14 protein-coding genes and 1 tRNA gene are annotated in these 16,816 nt (G+C 65.7%); 14 read left to right on the forward strand and 1 reads right to left on the reverse strand.

Annotated features, from left to right (window positions below; translation table 11 throughout):
- Positions 1 to 166 precede the first annotated feature (166 nt).
- The 13 genes from PSm6_RS08370 to PSm6_RS08430 all read left to right on the forward strand — a co-directional run bounded on the left by PSm6_RS08370 (position 167) and on the right by PSm6_RS08430 (position 14,341).
- A complete protein-coding gene (locus PSm6_RS08370; protein ID WP_265170017.1) occupies positions 167 to 2,713 on the forward strand; it encodes a hybrid sensor histidine kinase/response regulator in 2,547 nt (848 codons plus the stop codon).
- 265 nt (positions 2,714 to 2,978) lie between these two features.
- Positions 2,979 to 3,752, forward strand: a complete 774-nt coding sequence (locus PSm6_RS08375; protein WP_021218650.1) for an ABC transporter ATP-binding protein — start codon at positions 2,979 to 2,981, stop codon at positions 3,750 to 3,752.
- Positions 3,753 to 3,769: 17 nt separating this feature from the next.
- A complete protein-coding gene (locus PSm6_RS08380; RefSeq protein WP_021218649.1) occupies positions 3,770 to 4,522 on the forward strand; it encodes an ABC transporter substrate-binding protein in 753 nt (250 codons plus the stop codon).
- A gap of 56 nt (positions 4,523 to 4,578) precedes the next feature.
- Complete coding sequence (locus PSm6_RS08385; RefSeq protein WP_021218648.1) at positions 4,579 to 5,274, forward strand: ABC transporter permease; 696 nt, start codon at positions 4,579 to 4,581, stop codon at positions 5,272 to 5,274.
- A complete protein-coding gene (locus PSm6_RS08390) occupies positions 5,271 to 5,960 on the forward strand; it encodes an ABC transporter permease (protein ID WP_021218647.1) in 690 nt (229 codons plus the stop codon). Before PSm6_RS08385 ends, PSm6_RS08390 begins: the two co-directional genes overlap by 4 nt.
- A 72-nt stretch (positions 5,961 to 6,032) precedes the next feature.
- Positions 6,033 to 7,289 carry a methyltransferase gene (locus tag PSm6_RS08395; protein WP_265170018.1) on the forward strand — a complete coding sequence of 419 codons (1,257 nt, stop codon included), beginning with the start codon at positions 6,033 to 6,035 and terminating at the stop codon, positions 7,287 to 7,289.
- Positions 7,290 to 7,527: 238 nt separating this feature from the next.
- Positions 7,528 to 7,603: transfer RNA gene (locus tag PSm6_RS08400), tRNA-Thr, on the forward strand.
- A gap of 166 nt (positions 7,604 to 7,769) precedes the next feature.
- Positions 7,770 to 8,834, forward strand: coding sequence for a dTDP-glucose 4,6-dehydratase (gene rfbB / locus PSm6_RS08405; protein WP_043240507.1), 1,065 nt, complete (start codon positions 7,770 to 7,772; stop codon positions 8,832 to 8,834).
- Entirely contained in the window at positions 8,831 to 9,703 is an 873-nt protein-coding gene (gene rfbA / locus PSm6_RS08410; RefSeq protein WP_043240505.1) for a glucose-1-phosphate thymidylyltransferase RfbA, read from the forward strand. Before rfbB ends, rfbA begins: the two co-directional genes overlap by 4 nt.
- Entirely contained in the window at positions 9,700 to 10,245 is a 546-nt protein-coding gene (gene rfbC, locus PSm6_RS08415) for a dTDP-4-dehydrorhamnose 3,5-epimerase (protein ID WP_043240502.1), read from the forward strand. The genes rfbA and rfbC overlap by 4 nt, the downstream gene beginning before the upstream one ends.
- Complete coding sequence (gene rfbD, locus PSm6_RS08420) at positions 10,242 to 11,108, forward strand: dTDP-4-dehydrorhamnose reductase (protein WP_043240498.1); 867 nt, start codon at positions 10,242 to 10,244, stop codon at positions 11,106 to 11,108. Before rfbC ends, rfbD begins: the two co-directional genes overlap by 4 nt.
- A 48-nt stretch (positions 11,109 to 11,156) precedes the next feature.
- On the forward strand, positions 11,157 to 12,968 hold the full coding sequence (locus PSm6_RS08425) for a sensor histidine kinase (protein ID WP_265170019.1): 1,812 nt from the start codon (positions 11,157 to 11,159) through the stop codon (positions 12,966 to 12,968).
- Complete coding sequence (locus PSm6_RS08430) at positions 12,965 to 14,341, forward strand: sigma-54-dependent transcriptional regulator (RefSeq protein ID WP_043240492.1); 1,377 nt, start codon at positions 12,965 to 12,967, stop codon at positions 14,339 to 14,341. The genes PSm6_RS08425 and PSm6_RS08430 overlap by 4 nt, the downstream gene beginning before the upstream one ends.
- A gap of 306 nt (positions 14,342 to 14,647) precedes the next feature.
- Here PSm6_RS08430 and PSm6_RS08435 read toward each other — a convergent pair whose 3' ends face one another.
- Positions 14,648 to 15,010, reverse strand: a complete 363-nt coding sequence (locus tag PSm6_RS08435) for a DUF5064 family protein (protein WP_021218638.1) — start codon at positions 15,008 to 15,010, stop codon at positions 14,648 to 14,650.
- A 371-nt stretch (positions 15,011 to 15,381) separates the two neighbouring features.
- Here PSm6_RS08435 and arcD point away from each other — a divergent pair, with 371 nt between their 5' ends.
- Positions 15,382 to 16,809 carry an arginine-ornithine antiporter gene (arcD, locus tag PSm6_RS08440; protein WP_031287434.1) on the forward strand — a complete coding sequence of 476 codons (1,428 nt, stop codon included), beginning with the start codon at positions 15,382 to 15,384 and terminating at the stop codon, positions 16,807 to 16,809.
- Positions 16,810 to 16,816 lie beyond the last annotated feature (7 nt).

Genomic DNA, 16,816 nt, shown 5'->3' on the forward strand with positions numbered 1-16,816 from the left:
TTAACCAATCACCCTCTTCACATGGCACATCGACACCAAGGGCAGAGGTTCCGCTTGGAACACCGGGAGGGGGAAAAAGGTTCATTAAAAAATACGGAATCTTTCCAAGCCGGGAACTTCTAAGACGATCAGCCCCGAAAAGCGCACGAGCGCCGCAGAAGAACCGATGGACGCGAGCTCAAACGATCACGCCTTCCCTGCCCCGCCACCCACCGCTGCCGCAGCAGGAGACTTCCTCAACAGCGTAGGGGAAATGGCACCGCTGATCCGCGCCCACGACTGGGGCGTCACCCCGCTGGGTGCCCTGCAGGACTGGGCCGCCCCGCTGAAGTCCATCCTCGGCGTGGGGCTCAATTCGCGCTTCCCGGTATGCATCTACTGGGGCTGGGACTATCACCTCCTCTATAACGACGCCTACAGCGCCATCCCGGGCGACAAGCACCCCTGGGCCCTGGGCCGGCCGGCGCGGGAAGCCTGGGCGGATATCTGGGACACGCTCGAGCCCATGTTCGACGGCATCATGCAAACCGGCGTCGCGGTGCACGTCGAGGACGGGCTGCTGCCGATGCAGCGCTTCGGCTACGTTGAGGAGTGCTACTTCAACTACAACGTCAGCCCGATCCTCGGCTTCGACGGCCGCCCGACCGGCCTGTTCAACACCGTCATCGAAACCACCGTGCAGGTCATCGAAGCGCGGCGCAGTCGGCTGCTGGGAGAGCTGCGCGCCAGCACCCGCCCCGCCGCCAACCCCGCAGAGGCCTGCCGCCTCGCGGAGGAAGTGCTCCGCGGCGGCGCTGCCGACCTGCCCTTCTGCCTGCTTTACCGCCTCGACGCCGAAGGGCGGGCCGAGCTGGCCCTCTGCAGCGGCCTGGAGCCGGGCGATGCGCTGGCTCCCCTGGAGTTGGCCCCGGGCACGGCGCCCTGGGCAGCGACCGCCGCTGGCGACACCCTGGATATCGAGCTGGAGCGACCGCGGTCGCTGCCGCCCTGGCCGGAGCCGGTCACCCGCGCGCGGGTGCTGCCCCTTATTGCCGATGCCGCCGATGACCGCCCCTTGGGCGTGCTGGTGTGTGCCATCAGCCCGCGACGCCCGCTGGATGCACGCTACCGGCGCTTCCTCGACGAGCTGGCGGAAAGCCTCAGCGGCGACCTGGCACGCGCAGCCCGCCAGGCCGAAGAGACGGACCGCCTGCATCAACGCACCCTGGAGCGCGACCGCCTCTGGAACCTCTCCCTGGACCTGCTCTGCGTCGCCGACCAGCAGGGCCGCCTGCTCAGCATCAACCCAGCCTGGACCACGACCCTGGGCTGGAGCGAGGAAGAACTGCTGGGTCGCACGACGCACTGGCTGGAGCACCCGGACGATATCCCCAGTACCGACCAGACCCGCCAGGAACTGGCCGGGGGCCTGAGGATCCGGCGCTTCGAGAACCGCCTGCGGCACCGCGACGGCAGCTACCGCTGGCTGTCCTGGAGCGCCACGCCGGAGAACGACATCCAATACGGCAGTGGTCACGATGTCACCGAGGAAAAACGCACCGCCGAGGTGCTGCAACGCACCGAAGAGGCGCTGCGCAACGCCCAGCGCATGGAAGCGGTCGGGCAGCTCACCGGCGGCATCGCCCACGACTTCAACAATCTCCTGGCGGGCATCCGCGTCGGCCTCGACCTGATCCGTCGTCGCCTGCCGGACGAATCCCGCCAGGACCTCGAGCGCTTCATCGACGCCGCCACCGACTCCGCCGAGCGCGGCGCCACGCTGACCCACAACCTGCTGTCATTCGCCCGCCGCCAGGCCCTGGATATACAGCCGATCCGCCTTGATGCCTGGCTCGCCGAACATCGCCCACACCTGGCGGAACGCGCCGGGCCGGCGGTGAAGCTGGTACTGCAAGTCGACCCGCTGCCCACCACAGCCCTGTGCGACGCCGAACAGCTGTGCAAGGCACTGGAGCACCTGGTGGACAACGCCCGCGAGGCGATGCCCGACGGTGGCCAATTGCTGATCCGCGCCAGCATCCCGGAAGAAAGCGCCGAAGGCGCGGAGCCGAACCCAGGCGATTACCTGCTGCTGGAAGTGCATGACACCGGCCGAGCCATGGACGAGAGGGTGCTGAGCCACGCCTTCGAACCCTTCTTCACGACAAAACCACTGGGTCAGGGAAGCGGGCTGGGGCTGTCCATGGTATATGGCTTCATCAAACAGACCGGTGGCCAGGTCCGCTTGCAAAGCGGCGCCGGCCAAGGCACCCGTGTCAGCCTTTATCTACCGCGAGGTCCCGTTTTGTCGGAACAACAACAAAGCCCAGTCGAGCAGCCCACAGGGGCGGCCAATCGTGAATCCATTCTGGTGGTGGAAGACGCCGACGTGGTGCGCATGCTCACGGTCGAGGTGCTGGAAGAGTTCGGCTACCAGGTGATGGAGGCCTGCGACGGCCAGCAGGCGCTGGCCATCCTGCGCAGCGACGCGACCATCGACCTGCTGCTCACCGACATCGGCCTGCCCGGCATGAACGGCCAGGAGCTGGCGGCCGTGGCCCGCGACCTGCGCCCGGGCCTGCGCGTGCTGTTCGCCACCGGCTATGCCGAGATCGTCAGCATCGACGGCAGCGAGCTGGCCACCCAGATGGACATGATCGCCAAACCCTTCTCCATCGACGAACTGCGCGAGAAGGTCTCCAGCCTGCTGGAAGGGCGCGGCAAGGCCCGCTGAAACAACCTCTCTGGCCAGCGCCTGGCACTGGAATTGCGAGCGTTTTGCGCGTAGGGTGCGCCGCCTTTGCGTCGAACCCAGGCAAAAACCGTCTTTTCTTGCGTTTGCGCGACAATCGGCTGCATCCATGCGACAAGCCCCACAAGCGAGCCGGCGCGGTGCCAGTACCGCCCTTGGCGCCCCTTGGGGCCTATGCTAGGTTGGCCTCCTTCGCCAGGAAGGCCGATCGCAGCCGGAGCGCATCCGAACAATAAGAGGAACCCCCATGGCCGAGGCCACGCCCGCGCTAGAAATCCGCAACCTGCACAAACGCTACGGCGATCTTGAAGTGCTCAAGGGCATCTCCCTTACCGCCCGTGATGGTGACGTCATCTCCATCCTCGGTTCTTCCGGCTCCGGAAAATCCACCTTCCTGCGTTGCATCAACCTGCTGGAAAACCCCCACCAGGGCCAGATCATCGTCGCTGGCGAAGAGCTCAAGCTGAAACCCGCCCGCTCCGGCGAACTGGTCGCCGCCGACGGCAAGCAGATCAACCGGCTGCGCAGCGAAATCGGCTTCGTGTTCCAGAACTTCAACCTGTGGCCGCACATGACGGTCCTCGACAACATCATCGAGGCGCCGCGCCGCGTGCTGGGCCAGAGTCGGGCAGAGGCCACCGAAGTTGCCGAGGCCCTGCTGGCCAAGGTCGGCATCGCCGATAAGCGCCACGTTTACCCCGCCCAGCTCTCCGGCGGCCAGCAGCAGCGCGCGGCTATTGCGCGCACTCTGGCGATGCAGCCTAAAGTGATTCTGTTCGACGAACCCACCTCGGCGCTCGACCCCGAGATGGTACAAGAAGTGCTTAACGTGATCCGCGCGCTCGCCGACGAGGGCAGGACCATGCTGCTGGTAACCCACGAGATGAACTTCGCCCGCCAGGTTTCCAGCGAGGTGGTGTTCCTCCACCAGGGCCTGGTGGAAGAGCAGGGGCCGCCACAGCAGGTGTTCGACAACCCGACCTCGGCGCGCTGTAAACAATTCATGTCCAGCAATCGCTAAACACGGAGCAACATCGCATGAAGAACTACAAGAAGATCCTGCTGGCCGCTGCCGCCACCCTGGCCTTCGGGACCAGTGCCGTCGCCGCCGATAAACTGAAGATCGGTACCGAAGGCGCCTACCCACCCTTCAACCTGATCGACGCCAGCGGCCAGGTCGGCGGCTTCGACGTCGAGATCGCCCAGGCCCTCTGCGCCAAGATGAAGGCCGAATGCGAAGTGGTCACCTCCGATTGGGACGGCATCATCCCGGCCCTGAACGCCAAGAAATTCGACTTCCTCGCCGCGTCCATGTCGATCACCGAAGAGCGCAAGCAGGCCGTCGACTTCACCGACGCCTACTACACCAACAAGCTGCAGTTCATCGCTCCCAAGGACGCTGACTTCAAGACCGACAAGGCCAGCCTGAAAGGCAAGGTCATCGGTGCCCAGCGCGCCACCATCGCCGGCACCTGGCTCGAAGACAACATGGCCGACGTGGTCGACATCAAGCTCTACGACACCCAGGAAAACGCCTACCTGGACCTGTCCTCCGGCCGCCTCGACGGCGTCCTGGCCGACAAGTTCGTCAACTGGGAATGGCTGAAGAGCGACGCCGGCAAAGGCTTCGAATTCAAGGGCGAGCCGGTGTTCGACAACGACAAGATCGCCATCGCCGTGCGCAAGGGCGACCCGCTGCGCGAGAAGCTGAATGCCGCACTGAAGGAAATCGTCGCTGACGGCACCTATAAGAAGATCAACGACAAGTACTTCCCTTTCAGCATCTATTGATGCCCGCCTGACCGGCGCCGCCCACGCGGCGCCGGTCCCCAGCAGTAGCCTTGCAGATGAACCTCGACCTCTACGGATTCGGCCCCGCCCTGGCGGCCGGCACCCTGATGACCATCAAGCTGGCGCTTTCAGCGCTGTCGCTCGGTCTGGTGCTGGGCCTGCTCGGTGCGCTGGCCAAGACTTCCCCCATGAAGCCTCTGCAGTGGCTTGGCGGGGCCTACTCCACCATCGTGCGCGGTGTGCCCGAATTGCTCTGGGTCCTGCTGATGTATTTCGGCACCGTGAACCTCATGCTGGCCATTGGCGAAGAACTCAACTTGCCTGGCCTGGAGCTGTCGGCCTTCGCCGCCGGCACCATTGCCCTCGGCCTGTGCTTCGGCGCCTACGCCACCGAGGTGTTCCGCGGCGCCATCCTGGCCATCCCCAAAGGGCACCGTGAGGCCGGCCTGGCGCTGGGCCTTTCCGGCTCGCGCATCCTCTGGCGCCTGATCCTGCCGCAGATGTGGCGCATCGCCCTGCCGGGCCTTGGCAACCTGTTCATGATCCTGATGAAGGACACCGCACTGGTCTCCGTGATCGGCCTTGAGGAAATCATGCGTCGCTCGCAGATCGCCGTGACCGCCAGCAAGGAGCCCTTCACCTTCTACCTGGTGGCAGCCTTCATCTACCTGGGCCTGACCATCCTCGCGATGATTGGTCTGCACTGGCTGGAAAAACGTGCCGGACGCGGCTTCAAAAGGAGCGCTGCATGAACTGGGACGTCATCATCAAGTACCTGCCGCGCCTGTTCGACGGGGCACTGCTGACCCTGGAACTGGTGGCTATCGCCGTGGTCGCCGGGCTGATTCTCGCCCTGCCCATGGGCATCGCCCGGGCCTCCCGCCACTGGTACGTGCGCGCACTGCCCTACGGCTATATCTTCTTCTTCCGCGGCACGCCGCTGCTGGTACAGCTGTTCCTGGTCTACTACGGCCTCGCCCAGTTCGACCTGGTGCGCAAGGGCCCGCTCTGGCCCTACCTGCGCGACCCGTTCTGGTGTGCCGTCATCACCATGATCCTGCATACGGCGGCCTATATCGCCGAGATCATCCGCGGGGCCATCCAGGCCATCCCGCCGGGCGAGATCGAAGCGGCGCGGGCATTGGGCATGTCGCAATTCAAGACCCTGGTGCACATCATCCTGCCGCGTGCGGCGCGCATCGGCCTGCCGGCCTACAGCAACGAAGTGATCCTGATGCTCAAGGCCAGCGCCCTGGCCAGCACCGTGACCCTGCTGGAACTCACCGGCATGGCTCGTACCATCATTGCCCGCACCTATATGGCACCAGAGTTCTTCTTCGTCGCCGGGGTCTTCTACCTGGTGATCGCCTTCGTGCTCATCCGTGCCTTCCGCCTGCTGGAACGCTGGCTACGGGTCGACGCCTGCCAAGGCCGCTGACCGCCCGCTGCCCCTCGCCACGAGAGGCAGCGCTATACTGCGGGCCCGATCGTCTTTCTCCTTCCACACTCCATGCCAAGCCCCGCGCCCCTTCAGGGCCCCCTGCTGCTCGAACGCTTCGCAGCGCTGGATGAGTTCCTCAGCCAGGGCTACCCGCTGTGGCACCCGGAACCCTTCACCGAGTTGCGCCTGGGCTGGGAAGACGAGCTGCCCGAGCTCGCCCGCTGGCTACGCGGCCGCAGCCTGGAGCAGGCGGAAGCGAGCCACGGCCTGCTGCACCTGCCTGATGCCCCCGCGCCCTTCCCCGAACTGGCGGCCCGCTCCCACGAGCTGGCCGACACCGGCGCATTCGATAACGCCCCCGAGCGCCAGTGGCCGTCTGCCCTCTGCCTCGACGTGCCCGGCCGCAAATGGCAGCAGATTCAGGCCTTCGCCGGCAGCCTGCGGTTCGCTCATCCGCCCCGCCACTGGCTCGACTGGTGCGCCGGCAAAGGCCACCTTGGGCGCACCTTGGCCCACCCCAACGCCGCACTTACCTGCCTGGAGTTCGATCCGCTGCTGGTGGAAGACGGCCAACGCCTCAGCGACCGGCTCGGTCTCGCGGCCTCCCACCGCCTTCAAGACGTGCTGGCCACCGACGCGGCGACGCAGCTGCGCCCCGAACACACCGCCATCGCCCTGCATGCCTGCGGCGACCTGCACGTGCGCCTGCTGCAACTGGCCGCTGACCAGGGCTGTGGACAACTCGCCATCGCCCCCTGCTGCTACAACCGCATCACAGAACAGCACTACCAGCCCCTTTCCACCACCGCGCAACGCTCCACCCTGCGCCCGGATCGGCGGGACCTGCGCCTGGTACAGAGCGAAACCGTCACCGCCGGTGCGCGCGTCCGCCGCCAACGCGACCAGTCCATGGCCAGGCGCCTGGCCTTCGACCTGCTGCAGCGGGAACAACGCGGCCTCGACCAGTACCTGCCCACACCCTCGTTACCGGTGAGCTGGCTGGAAAAGACCTTCGAGCGCTACTGCCACGACCTCGCCCAGCTCAAGGGCCTGGCTGCGCCTGCTCCGCGCGACTGGGCCAGGCTGGAGGCCCAGGGCTGGCAACGCCTGGCCCAGGTACGCAACCTGGAGCTGCTGCGCGCCCTCTACCGCCGCCCCCTGGAAATCTGGCTGCTGCTAGACCGCGCCCTGTTTCTTCAGGAGCGCGGCTACCGGGTGCAGGCCGGCCGCTTCTGCGAACACCGCCTCACCCCCCGCAACCTCTTGCTACTCGCGGAGCGCAGCGAGTTGCCCACAGAACCTGTGGATAACTTTGTTGATGAATGATGAGCAACTGCCCGAACGCCCATCCGGGCAAGGCCTGCTGAGAGTTGATCGCTTTTTGATCAAAAAATAAAACATCAAGAAAACAGCCAGTTACGCGATTCCGCGACCTGAATCACAGTTCACGAGTACTTCCGTACCAAAAACCACTCACTTGTGCATAAGCCTGCACATTCTGATTCTGAGCGGCAGCAACAGGTGGTTTACTCGGCTCAACCAATCGCTATAATGGCCGCCCCTTGCCGGTATAGCTCAGCTGGTAGAGCAACTGACTTGTAATCAGTAGGTCCCGGGTTCGACTCCTGGTGCCGGCACCAAAACATGAAAAAGCCCCGCAGAGATGCGGGGCTTTTTTGTTTTCGGGGCTTTCTGTCACCAGGGCACAATAACTTCATACCGAACATCTGTTGCTTCAAAAGCAAACTCAATTTCCGTAGCGACCGACGGCAGATATCATCACCCTTATTTAGTCGAGGTTCAGGGATGCGCATTCTCATCACCGGCGGAGCCGGCTTCATCGGTTCCGCACTCGTCCGGCACCTGCTGAACGAGACAGACCACGAGGTTCTCAACCTCGACAAGCTGACCTACGCCGGCAACCTCGAATCCCTGGCCAGCGTCGCGGACAACCCCCGCTACCAGTTCCTGAAAGCCGATATCGCCGACAGCGACACGGTCAACGCCGCCCTGCAGCGCTTCCAGCCCGACGCCATCATGCACCTGGCCGCCGAGTCCCATGTCGATCGCTCCATCGATGGCCCGGCCGAGTTCATCCAGACCAACATTGTCGGCACCTACGCCCTGCTGGAAAGCGCCCGCGCTTACTGGATGGGGCTGGATGCCGAACGCAAGGCGGCCTTCCGTTTCCATCACATCTCCACCGACGAAGTGTATGGCGACCTGCATGGCGTGGACGACCTGTTCACCGAGACCACGCCCTATGCGCCCAGCTCGCCCTATTCGGCGAGCAAGGCCGCGTCCGATCACCTGGTCCGCGCCTGGAACCGCACCTATGGCCTGCCGGTGCTGCTGACCAATTGCTCCAACAACTACGGCCCCTATCACTTCCCCGAGAAGCTGATCCCGCTGATGATCCTCAACGCTCTGGAAGGCAAGCCGCTGCCGGTCTATGGCGACGGCCTGCAGGTGCGCGATTGGCTGTTCGTCGAGGACCACGCTCGGGCCCTGGTGGAAGTGGTCACCCGTGGCCAGGTCGGCGAGACCTACAACATCGGCGGCCATAACGAGCAGAAGAACATCGACGTGGTGCGCGGCATCTGCGCACTGCTGGAAGAGCTGGCACCTTCCAAGCCCAACGGCGTCGCTCGCTTCGACGAGTTGATCACCCACGTGAAGGACCGCCCCGGCCACGACCTGCGCTACGCCATCGACGCGAGCAAGATCGAGCGCGAGCTGGGCTGGACGCCGCAGGAAACCTTCGAGACCGGGCTGCGCAAGACCGTGCAGTGGTACCTCGACAACCTGGAATGGTGCCGTCGCGTACAGGACGGCAGCTATCAACGTGAACGCCTGGGAGCCCAAGCATGAAAGGCATCGTCCTCGCCGGTGGCTCCGGCACCCGCCTGCACCCCATCACCCTTGGCGTGTCCAAGCAGCTGCTGCCGATCTACGACAAGCCGATGATCTACTACCCCATCTCGGTGCTGATGCTCGCCGGCATCCGCGAGATCCTGGTCATTTCCACCCCCCAGGACCTGCCCCAGTACCGCAACCTGCTGGGTGACGGCAGCCAGTTCGGCGTGCGCTTCAGCTACGCCGAACAGCCTTCGCCGGACGGGCTGGCCCAAGCCTTCCTGATCGGCCAGGAATTCATCGGCAGCGATTCGGTCTGCCTGATCCTCGGCGACAACATCTTCCACGGCCAGCACTTCACCGAGAAGCTCAAGCGCGCGGCCGAAGGCAATAAAGGCGCCACCGTGTTCGGCTACTGGGTCAACGACCCGGAGCGCTTCGGTGTCATCGAGTTCGACGAGCAGGGCCAGGCCATCTCCATCGAAGAGAAGCCCGCCAAGCCCAAGTCCAGCTATGCCGTCACCGGCCTGTACTTCTACGACAACGACGTGATCGAGATTGCCAAGGCGGTGAAGCCTTCCCACCGTGGCGAGCTGGAGATCACCGACGTCAACAACGCCTATCTGAAGCGCGGTGACCTGCGTGTCGAGAAGCTCGGCCGCGGCTTCGCCTGGCTCGACACCGGCACCCACGACAGCCTGCTGGAGGCCTCCCAGTACGTGCAGACCATCGAGCACCGCCAGGGCCTCAAGGTCGCCTGCCTGGAAGAGATCGCCTTCCAGAACGGCTGGATCGACAAGGCATTGCTGCTGGAGCGGGCCAAGGCTTTCGGCAAGACCGGCTACGGCCAATACCTCTACAAGCTGGCAGGAGAGCAGGCATGAAGGCCATCGCCACCGAACTGCCGGAAGTGCTGATTCTCGAACCCCGCGTGTTCGGCGATGAGCGCGGTTTCTTCTTCGAGAGTTTCAACGCCCGCGCCTTCGAAGAGGCCACCGGCCTCAAGCGTGAGTTCGTCCAGGACAACCATTCGCGCTCGCAAAAGGGCGTGCTGCGCGGCCTGCACTACCAGCTGCAACAGGCCCAGGGGAAATTGGTACGGGTCACCGCCGGCGAGGTGCTCGACGTCGCAGTGGACGTGCGCCGCAGCTCGCCGAACTTCGGCCGCTGGGTCGGTGTGCACCTGTCTGCCGAGAACAAGCGCCAGCTCTGGGTTCCGGAAGGCTTCGCCCATGGCTTCGTGGTGCTCAGCGAGTTCGCCGAGTTCCTCTACAAGACCACCGACTACTACGCCCCGGCCCACGAGCGTTGCATCCGCTGGGATGACCCGACCCTGGCCATCGACTGGCAGCTCAGCGAAGCGCCCCAGCTTTCCGCCAAGGACCAGGCCGGCCTGAGCCTCGAAGAGGCCGACGTATTCCCATGAAGATCCTCATCACCGGCCACAGCGGCCAGGTCGCCCGCGAACTGCGCCTGGCCCTGGCCGATCAGGCCGAGCTGCTCGCCCTCGGTCGCGACCGCCTGGACCTGGCTGACAGCGACGCCATCCGCCGCCTGGTACGCGCCGAGCGCCCCGCACTGATCATCAACGCTGCCGCCCACACCGCCGTGGACCAGGCCGAAAGCGAGCCCGAGGCCGCCTTCGCCCTCAACGCCACCGCCCCCGGCGTGCTGGCCGAGGAAGCCGCCGCCCTGGGCGCACCGCTGATTCACTACTCCACCGACTACGTCTTCGACGGCAGCAAAAACGCGCCCTACAGCGAGGACGACCCGCCCAACCCGCTGGGCGTCTACGGCCGCAGCAAGCTGGCCGGGGAAGCGGCGATCCGCGCGGTCGGCGGTGCGCACCTGATCCTGCGCACCAGCTGGGTCTACTCCCTGCACGGCCGCAACTTCCTGCTCACCATGCAGCGCCTGCTGCAGGAGCGCGATCACCTGCGTGTGGTGGCCGACCAGATCGGCGCGCCCACCTGGGCCGGCAGCATCGCCACGGCCACCGCCGCGTTGATCCAGCGCTGGCAGGATGGCCGCCAGGCCTGGGGCACCTACCATTTCAGCGCCGGCGGCGAGACCTCCTGGTTCGGCTTCGCCAGTGCCATAGCCGATACGCTCAAGGCCGAAGGCAAGCCCTGCGCCCGCCTGGAGCCCATCCCCAGCAGCGCCTATCCCACGCCTGCCCAACGCCCGCTCAACTCGCGGATGGACGGCGGCAAGCTGCTGCGCGACTGGGACGTCGCCCTGCCCGACTGGCGCCTGGGCCTGGACGAGTGCCTGCGTCACCCTCGCTGAGCCCGCCAGTGTCATAATGCGCCGCATCCCCGGCGCATTCCGACACCCATGACCGCCAACGCCCTACCCTATCGTCCCCGCTGGCGCAGCCTCGTCCTGCTGGCCCTGGTCCTGGCGCCCTTGCTGTGGCCGGCCCACCACCTGGCTGAGCGTTACTACAACCAGGCCCTGGCCGAGCAGAACCGGCAGACCCTCGACCTCTACGTCGCCAACCTGCTGGGCACCCTGCGCCGCTTCGAGGTGCTGCCGCCGATCCTCGCCGACCTGCCGGCCCTGCGCAGCCAGCTGGCGGACCCAAAGGACCCGGCCCGCCTGGACGCCGCCAACCGCCTGCTGGCCGAAGTACGCGACGAGACCGGCGCCGACGTCATCTACCTGATGAACCCCCAGGGCACCACTCTCAGTTCCTCCAACTGGGACAAGACGGACAGCTTCGTCGGCCGCGACTTCGCCTTCCGCCCCTACTACCGCGAGGCGCTCATGGGCCGCCAGGGCCGCTTCTTCGGGCTCGGCACCACCTCCGGCAAGCGCGGCTATTTCTATGCCAGCCCGGTGCGCGACGGCCAGGCGGTGATCGGCATTCTGGTGGTCAAGGTCGACCTGGACGACGCCGAATCCCTCTGGGGCAACACCCCCGAGCAGTTGCTGGTGACCGACTCCAACGGCGTGGCGATCATCACCTCGCGCCCGCAATGGCGCTTCCACGCCACCCGCGAGCTGGACAACGCCGAGCGCGCCGCCATCTCCGCCAACCAGCCCTATCCGACCCAATCCCCCGAGCCCATCCGCCTGCGTCCGGGCGAATGGATCACCCAGAGCCGTGAGCTGCGCGAAACCGGCTGGACGGTCAGCATCCTCGCCCCGCAGGTGCTGGTGGACCGCCAGGTGCGCACCACCGATGCCATCGCCGCCGCCACCCTGCTCGCCCTTCTCCTCTTGCTCGGCCTGATGATGCAGCGCCGTCGCCACTACCTCGACCGCATCGCCCTCGACGCCCGTGCCCGGCGCGAGCTGGAGCTGCGCGTGCAGGAGCGCACCCAGGACCTTGAAGCCCTCAACAGCCGCCTCAAGGTGGAAGTGCTGGAGCGCGAGCAGGCCCAGCAGGAACTGGTCCGCGCCCAGGACGAAGTGGTCCAGGCCGGCAAGCTCTCCGCCCTCGGCACCATGTCCGCGAGCATCAGCCACGAACTCAACCAGCCCCTGGCGGCCATCCGCAGCTACGCCGACAACGCCGGCGTGCTGCTGGACCACGAACGCTACGACGACGCCCGCGGCAACCTGCGGCAGATCAGCGAGCTCACCGGGCGCATGGCCTCGATCATCGCCCACCTGCGCGCCTTCGCCCGGCGCGACCGCCACGCGCCGGAAAGCGTCGCCCTGCAACCGGCGCTGGACGATGCCCTGTCGCTGCTGGCCAAGCGCCGCCGGGCGATGGACGTGGAGCTGATCCGCGACATGCCCGAAGCCCAGCTCTGGGTCCAGGCCGGCGAAACCCGCCTGCGCCAGGTGCTCGGCAACCTGCTGGCCAATGCCCTCGACGCCCTGGGCGAGAAGCCCCACCCCCGGCGCATCTGGCTCAGCGCCGAGACCGATGCCGAAGGCGTGACCCTGAGCCTGCGCGACAACGGCCCCGGATTCAGCCAGGAAGCCTTGCAACGGGCCCGCGAGCCCTTCTTCACCACCAAGACCAGTGCCCAGGGCCTCGGCCTCGGCCTGGCCATCTGCGACAGCCTGATCCGCGCCCTCGGCGGCGAACTGCTGCTGGCCAACCACCCCGAAGGCGGTGCCCTGCTGACCCTGCACCTGCGCTCCGCCATCCCCGGCGCCAACCCCCTCTCACCCGAGGACCACTCCGCATGACCCAGCCCATCGAAGCCGGCATCCAGGTCCTGCTGGTCGACGACGACCCGCACCTGCGCCAGGCCCTGAGCCAGACACTCGACCTCGCCGGCCTCAAGGTCCTCACCCTGGGCGATGCCAATGGCCTGGCCGCCCGCCTGCCCGCCGACTGGCCAGGTGTGGTGGTCAGCGATATCCGCATGCCCGGCGTCGACGGCCTCGAGCTGCTGCGCCAGCTCCACGAGCGCGACGCCCAGTTGCCCGTACTGCTGATCACCGGCCACGGCGACGTCCCCCTGGCGGTGCAGGCCATGCGCGCCGGTGCCTACGACTTCCTGGAAAAACCCTTCGCCAGCGAAGACCTGATCGACAGCGTGCGCCGCGCCCTCGACCTGCGCCGCCTGGTGCTGGAAAACCGCAGCCTGCGCCTGGCCCTTTCCGATCGCCAGCAGCTCAGCGGCCGCCTGGTGGGCCAATCGCCAGCAGCTCAGCGCCTGCGCGAGCAGATCGGCGCCCTCGCCGGCACCAGCGCCGATGTGCTGATCCTCGGTGAGACCGGCGCCGGCAAGGAAGTGGTCGCCCGCGCCCTGCACGACCTCTCCGCGCGCCGCGACGGCCCCTTCGTCGCCATCAATGCCGGTGCTCTGGCGGAGTCGGTGGTGGAAAGCGAGCTGTTCGGCCATGAGCAGGGCGCCTTCACCGGCGCGCAGAAGCGCCGCATCGGCAAGTTCGAATACGCCAACGGCGGCACCGTGTTCCTCGACGAGATCGAGAGCATGAGCCCGGACGTACAGGTCAAGCTGCTGCGCCTGCTGCAGGAGCGGGTGGTCGAGCGCCTCGGCGCCAACCAGTTGATCCCCCTCGACATCCGCGTCATCGCCGCCACCAAGGAAGACCTGCGCCAGGCCGCCGACCAGGGCCGCTTCCGCGCCGACCTTTACTACCGGCTCAACGTCGCCAGCCTGCGCATCCCGCCGCTGCGCGAACGCGGCGAAGACATCCTGCTGCTGTTCCAGCACTTCGCCGAAGCCGCCGCCACCCGCCACGGCAGCCAGCCCCGCACGCTGGACAGCTCGCAGCGCGCCCTGCTGCTGACCCACGATTGGCCAGGCAACGTCCGTGAACTGCAGAACGCCGGGGAGCGCTTCGCCCTGGGCCTCGACCTGGCGCTGGACAACGGCACGCCAGACCTGCCCGCCAGCAACGGCGGCGGCCTGAGTGAGCAGGTGGAAGCCTTCGAGCGGGCGCTGATCCTGGCCGAGCTGGGCAACCCGCACAGTTCGATGCGCAGCCTGGCCGAAGCCCTGGGCCTGCCGCGCAAGACGCTCTCGGACAAGCTGCGCAAGCACAACATCAGCTTTGGCGGCGGAAATCCCGCAGAAGAACAGGACTGATCGGCGACTTTCCGCTCAAAGAAAGCAGCTGCCCACCGCCCGCGCCAGCAATGGCGGGCCTCCCGGGCGCTGGCACAGGCCTTGCTCCATGCACCGCATCTCAACGCCTAGGCGTTGATCAGGGCACCCCTCCCCGGGAGTGCCCGCCCGCAGCGGCCACAAGCCGTCACCGGGTCTCTTCCCCAGCGCAGCCTCGGTCCTCCCCGGCCCTGGCGGCAGGCGACGGACCATCAGCCCATCGCCTTCCACGTCGAACCCGGCCTCGCGCCGGGTTCGTCGTCTCTATCTCGCGGAAATCCGCCTTCCCTAGGGTCGCTCCAGCAGAAAGCGCTCCAGATCAACCGGTGTACCCGGCTCGGCGTGCAATTTCTCCCGGAGGTCGGCGAACACCCGTTCGTGGTCCCGGTGCCCAGCCAGGGGCACCATCAGGTGCGGCTCAAGGCCGTGGTGGCGCAGACGCCGGCAGGCGCTCTGCAGGAAGTTGTAGGCAACGTCGCGGTGCAACTCGAAGCATTCCTGAAAGGGACGACCGTCGATCTCGCCCCTGAGATCGAAGCGCACGTAAGTCTCCCAGTCGCGCTGCTCGACCTCATAGTCCAGATCGATGTGATAACCAGGCCAAGGGCCTACAGGGTCCCTGATTATTTCAAGGTGTCCTGGGCGAAACATATTCAACCTCCTGTGGAAAGTTGAAGTAAGAAACTGTCTACCTCGCTGACTTATATCCGTTCGGAATTAATTCAATCCCGAATAATTCCCATATAATCAAATGGCATTTCGCCATGTTTCTTACAACAAATACTTACAACTTGAACTGTCACGAAAACCAACTAGTTTGAACGGGGCGCCGCCTGGGATGGCCTGCCGCCCCCTCTATTTTGCTCGCTCCGAGCATGCCTCCGAAGCCGCCACGCTCCCTCCGAATTCTGTAAGGAAATTGTCCCGCGCGGATTGATAGCTAGCTATTGACCTACGTCATAACTCTTCTCCGAAAGGAAGAGCCAACTAAGCACAGTTCCTACTCCTACTGGAGGTGCAAGATGTCAGACACCACCCAAAAACTCCGACTTGGCGCACTGGTTGCGCTCGTGGTCGGTTCAATGGTCGGCGGCGGGATCTTCTCGTTGCCGCAAAACATGGCAGCCAGCGCCGATGTCGGCGCGATTCTCATCGGCTGGGGCATCACTGCCGTCGGCATGCTCACCCTGGCCTTCGTGTTCCAGACCCTGGCCAACCGCAAACCCGATCTCGATGGCGGCGTGTACGCGTACGCCAAGGCCGGCTTCGGCGACTACATGGGCTTCTCCTCGGCCTGGGGCTACTGGATCAGCGCCTGGCTGGGCAACGTCGGCTACTTCGTCCTGCTGTTCAGCACCCTCGGCTACTTCTTCCCGATCTTCGGCGAGGGCAACACGCCAGCGGCCATCATCGGCGCCTCGGTGGTGCTCTGGGCCGTGCACTTTCTGGTGCTGCGCGGGATCAAGGAGGCGGCCTTCATCAACCTGGTGACCACGGTCGCCAAGATCGTGCCGCTGTTCCTGTTCATCCTCATCTGCCTGTTCGCCTTCAAGCTGGACATCTTCACCGCCGACATCTGGGGCTCGATGAACCCCGACCTCGGCAGCGTGATGAACCAGGTGCGCAACATGATGCTGGTCACCGTCTGGGTGTTCATCGGCATCGAGGGCGCGAGCATCTTTTCCGCCCGTGCCGAGAAGCGCAGCGATGTCGGCAAGGCCACCATCATCGGCTTCGTCACCGTGCTGCTGTTGCTGGTGCTGGTGAACGTGCTGTCCCTCGGCATCATGACTCAGCCGGAACTGGCCAAGCTGCAGAACCCGTCCATGGCGGCCGTGCTGGAGCATGTGGTCGGCCACTGGGGCGCGGTGCTGATCAGCGTCGGCCTGATCATCTCCCTGGTAGGTGCCCTGCTGTCCTGGGTGCTGCTGTGCGCGGAGATTCTCTTCGCCGCTGCCAAGGACCACACGATGCCGGAGTTCCTCCGTCGCGAGAACGCCAACCACGTCCCGGCCAACGCCCTGTGGCTGACCAACGCGATGGTGCAAGTGTTCCTCATCGTCACCCTGTTCAGCGCCAGCACCTACCTCTCGCTGATCTACCTGGCCACCTCGATGATCCTGGTGCCCTACTTCTGGTCCGCCGCCTACGCCCTGCTCCTGCCCATCCGCGGCGAGACCTACGAGCAGGACGGCCGTGACCGCAACAAGGACCTCGCCATCGCCGGCGTCGCCCTGGTCTACGCCGTGTGGCTGCTCTACGCCGGCGGCGTGAAGTACCTGCTGCTCTCGGCCCTGCTCTACGCCCCCGGCGCGATCCTCTTCGCCAAGGCCAAGCACGAGCTCGGCCAACCCATCTTCACCAACGTTGAGAAGCTGATCTTCGCCGCCGTGGTCATCGGCGCGCTCGCGGCGGCCTACGGCCTCTACGACGGCTTCCTGACTCTGTAACTCGTAA

The sequence above is a fragment of the Pseudomonas solani genome (assembly GCF_026072635.1).
GTDB lineage: Bacteria > Pseudomonadota > Gammaproteobacteria > Pseudomonadales > Pseudomonadaceae > Metapseudomonas > Metapseudomonas solani.

What these genes read in the sequence shown, in the direction of transcription:
- PSm6_RS08370 (WP_265170017.1), top strand. Translation starts at nt 167, where the DNA reads ATGGACGCGAGCTCAAACGATCACGCCTTCCCTGCCCCGCCACCCACC.
- PSm6_RS08375 (WP_021218650.1), top strand. Translation starts at nt 2,979, where the DNA reads ATGGCCGAGGCCACGCCCGCGCTAGAAATCCGCAACCTGCACAAACGC.
- PSm6_RS08380 (WP_021218649.1), top strand. Translation starts at nt 3,770, where the DNA reads ATGAAGAACTACAAGAAGATCCTGCTGGCCGCTGCCGCCACCCTGGCC.
- PSm6_RS08385 (WP_021218648.1), top strand. Translation starts at nt 4,579, where the DNA reads ATGAACCTCGACCTCTACGGATTCGGCCCCGCCCTGGCGGCCGGCACC.
- PSm6_RS08390 (WP_021218647.1), top strand. Translation starts at nt 5,271, where the DNA reads ATGAACTGGGACGTCATCATCAAGTACCTGCCGCGCCTGTTCGACGGG.
- PSm6_RS08395 (WP_265170018.1), top strand. Translation starts at nt 6,033, where the DNA reads ATGCCAAGCCCCGCGCCCCTTCAGGGCCCCCTGCTGCTCGAACGCTTC.
- rfbB (WP_043240507.1), top strand. Translation starts at nt 7,770, where the DNA reads ATGCGCATTCTCATCACCGGCGGAGCCGGCTTCATCGGTTCCGCACTC.
- rfbA (WP_043240505.1), top strand. Translation starts at nt 8,831, where the DNA reads ATGAAAGGCATCGTCCTCGCCGGTGGCTCCGGCACCCGCCTGCACCCC.
- rfbC (WP_043240502.1), top strand. Translation starts at nt 9,700, where the DNA reads ATGAAGGCCATCGCCACCGAACTGCCGGAAGTGCTGATTCTCGAACCC.
- rfbD (WP_043240498.1), top strand. Translation starts at nt 10,242, where the DNA reads ATGAAGATCCTCATCACCGGCCACAGCGGCCAGGTCGCCCGCGAACTG.
- PSm6_RS08425 (WP_265170019.1), top strand. Translation starts at nt 11,157, where the DNA reads ATGACCGCCAACGCCCTACCCTATCGTCCCCGCTGGCGCAGCCTCGTC.
- PSm6_RS08430 (WP_043240492.1), top strand. Translation starts at nt 12,965, where the DNA reads ATGACCCAGCCCATCGAAGCCGGCATCCAGGTCCTGCTGGTCGACGAC.
- PSm6_RS08435 (WP_021218638.1), bottom strand. Translation starts at nt 15,010, where the DNA reads ATGTTTCGCCCAGGACACCTTGAAATAATCAGGGACCCTGTAGGCCCT.
- arcD (WP_031287434.1), top strand. Translation starts at nt 15,382, where the DNA reads ATGTCAGACACCACCCAAAAACTCCGACTTGGCGCACTGGTTGCGCTC.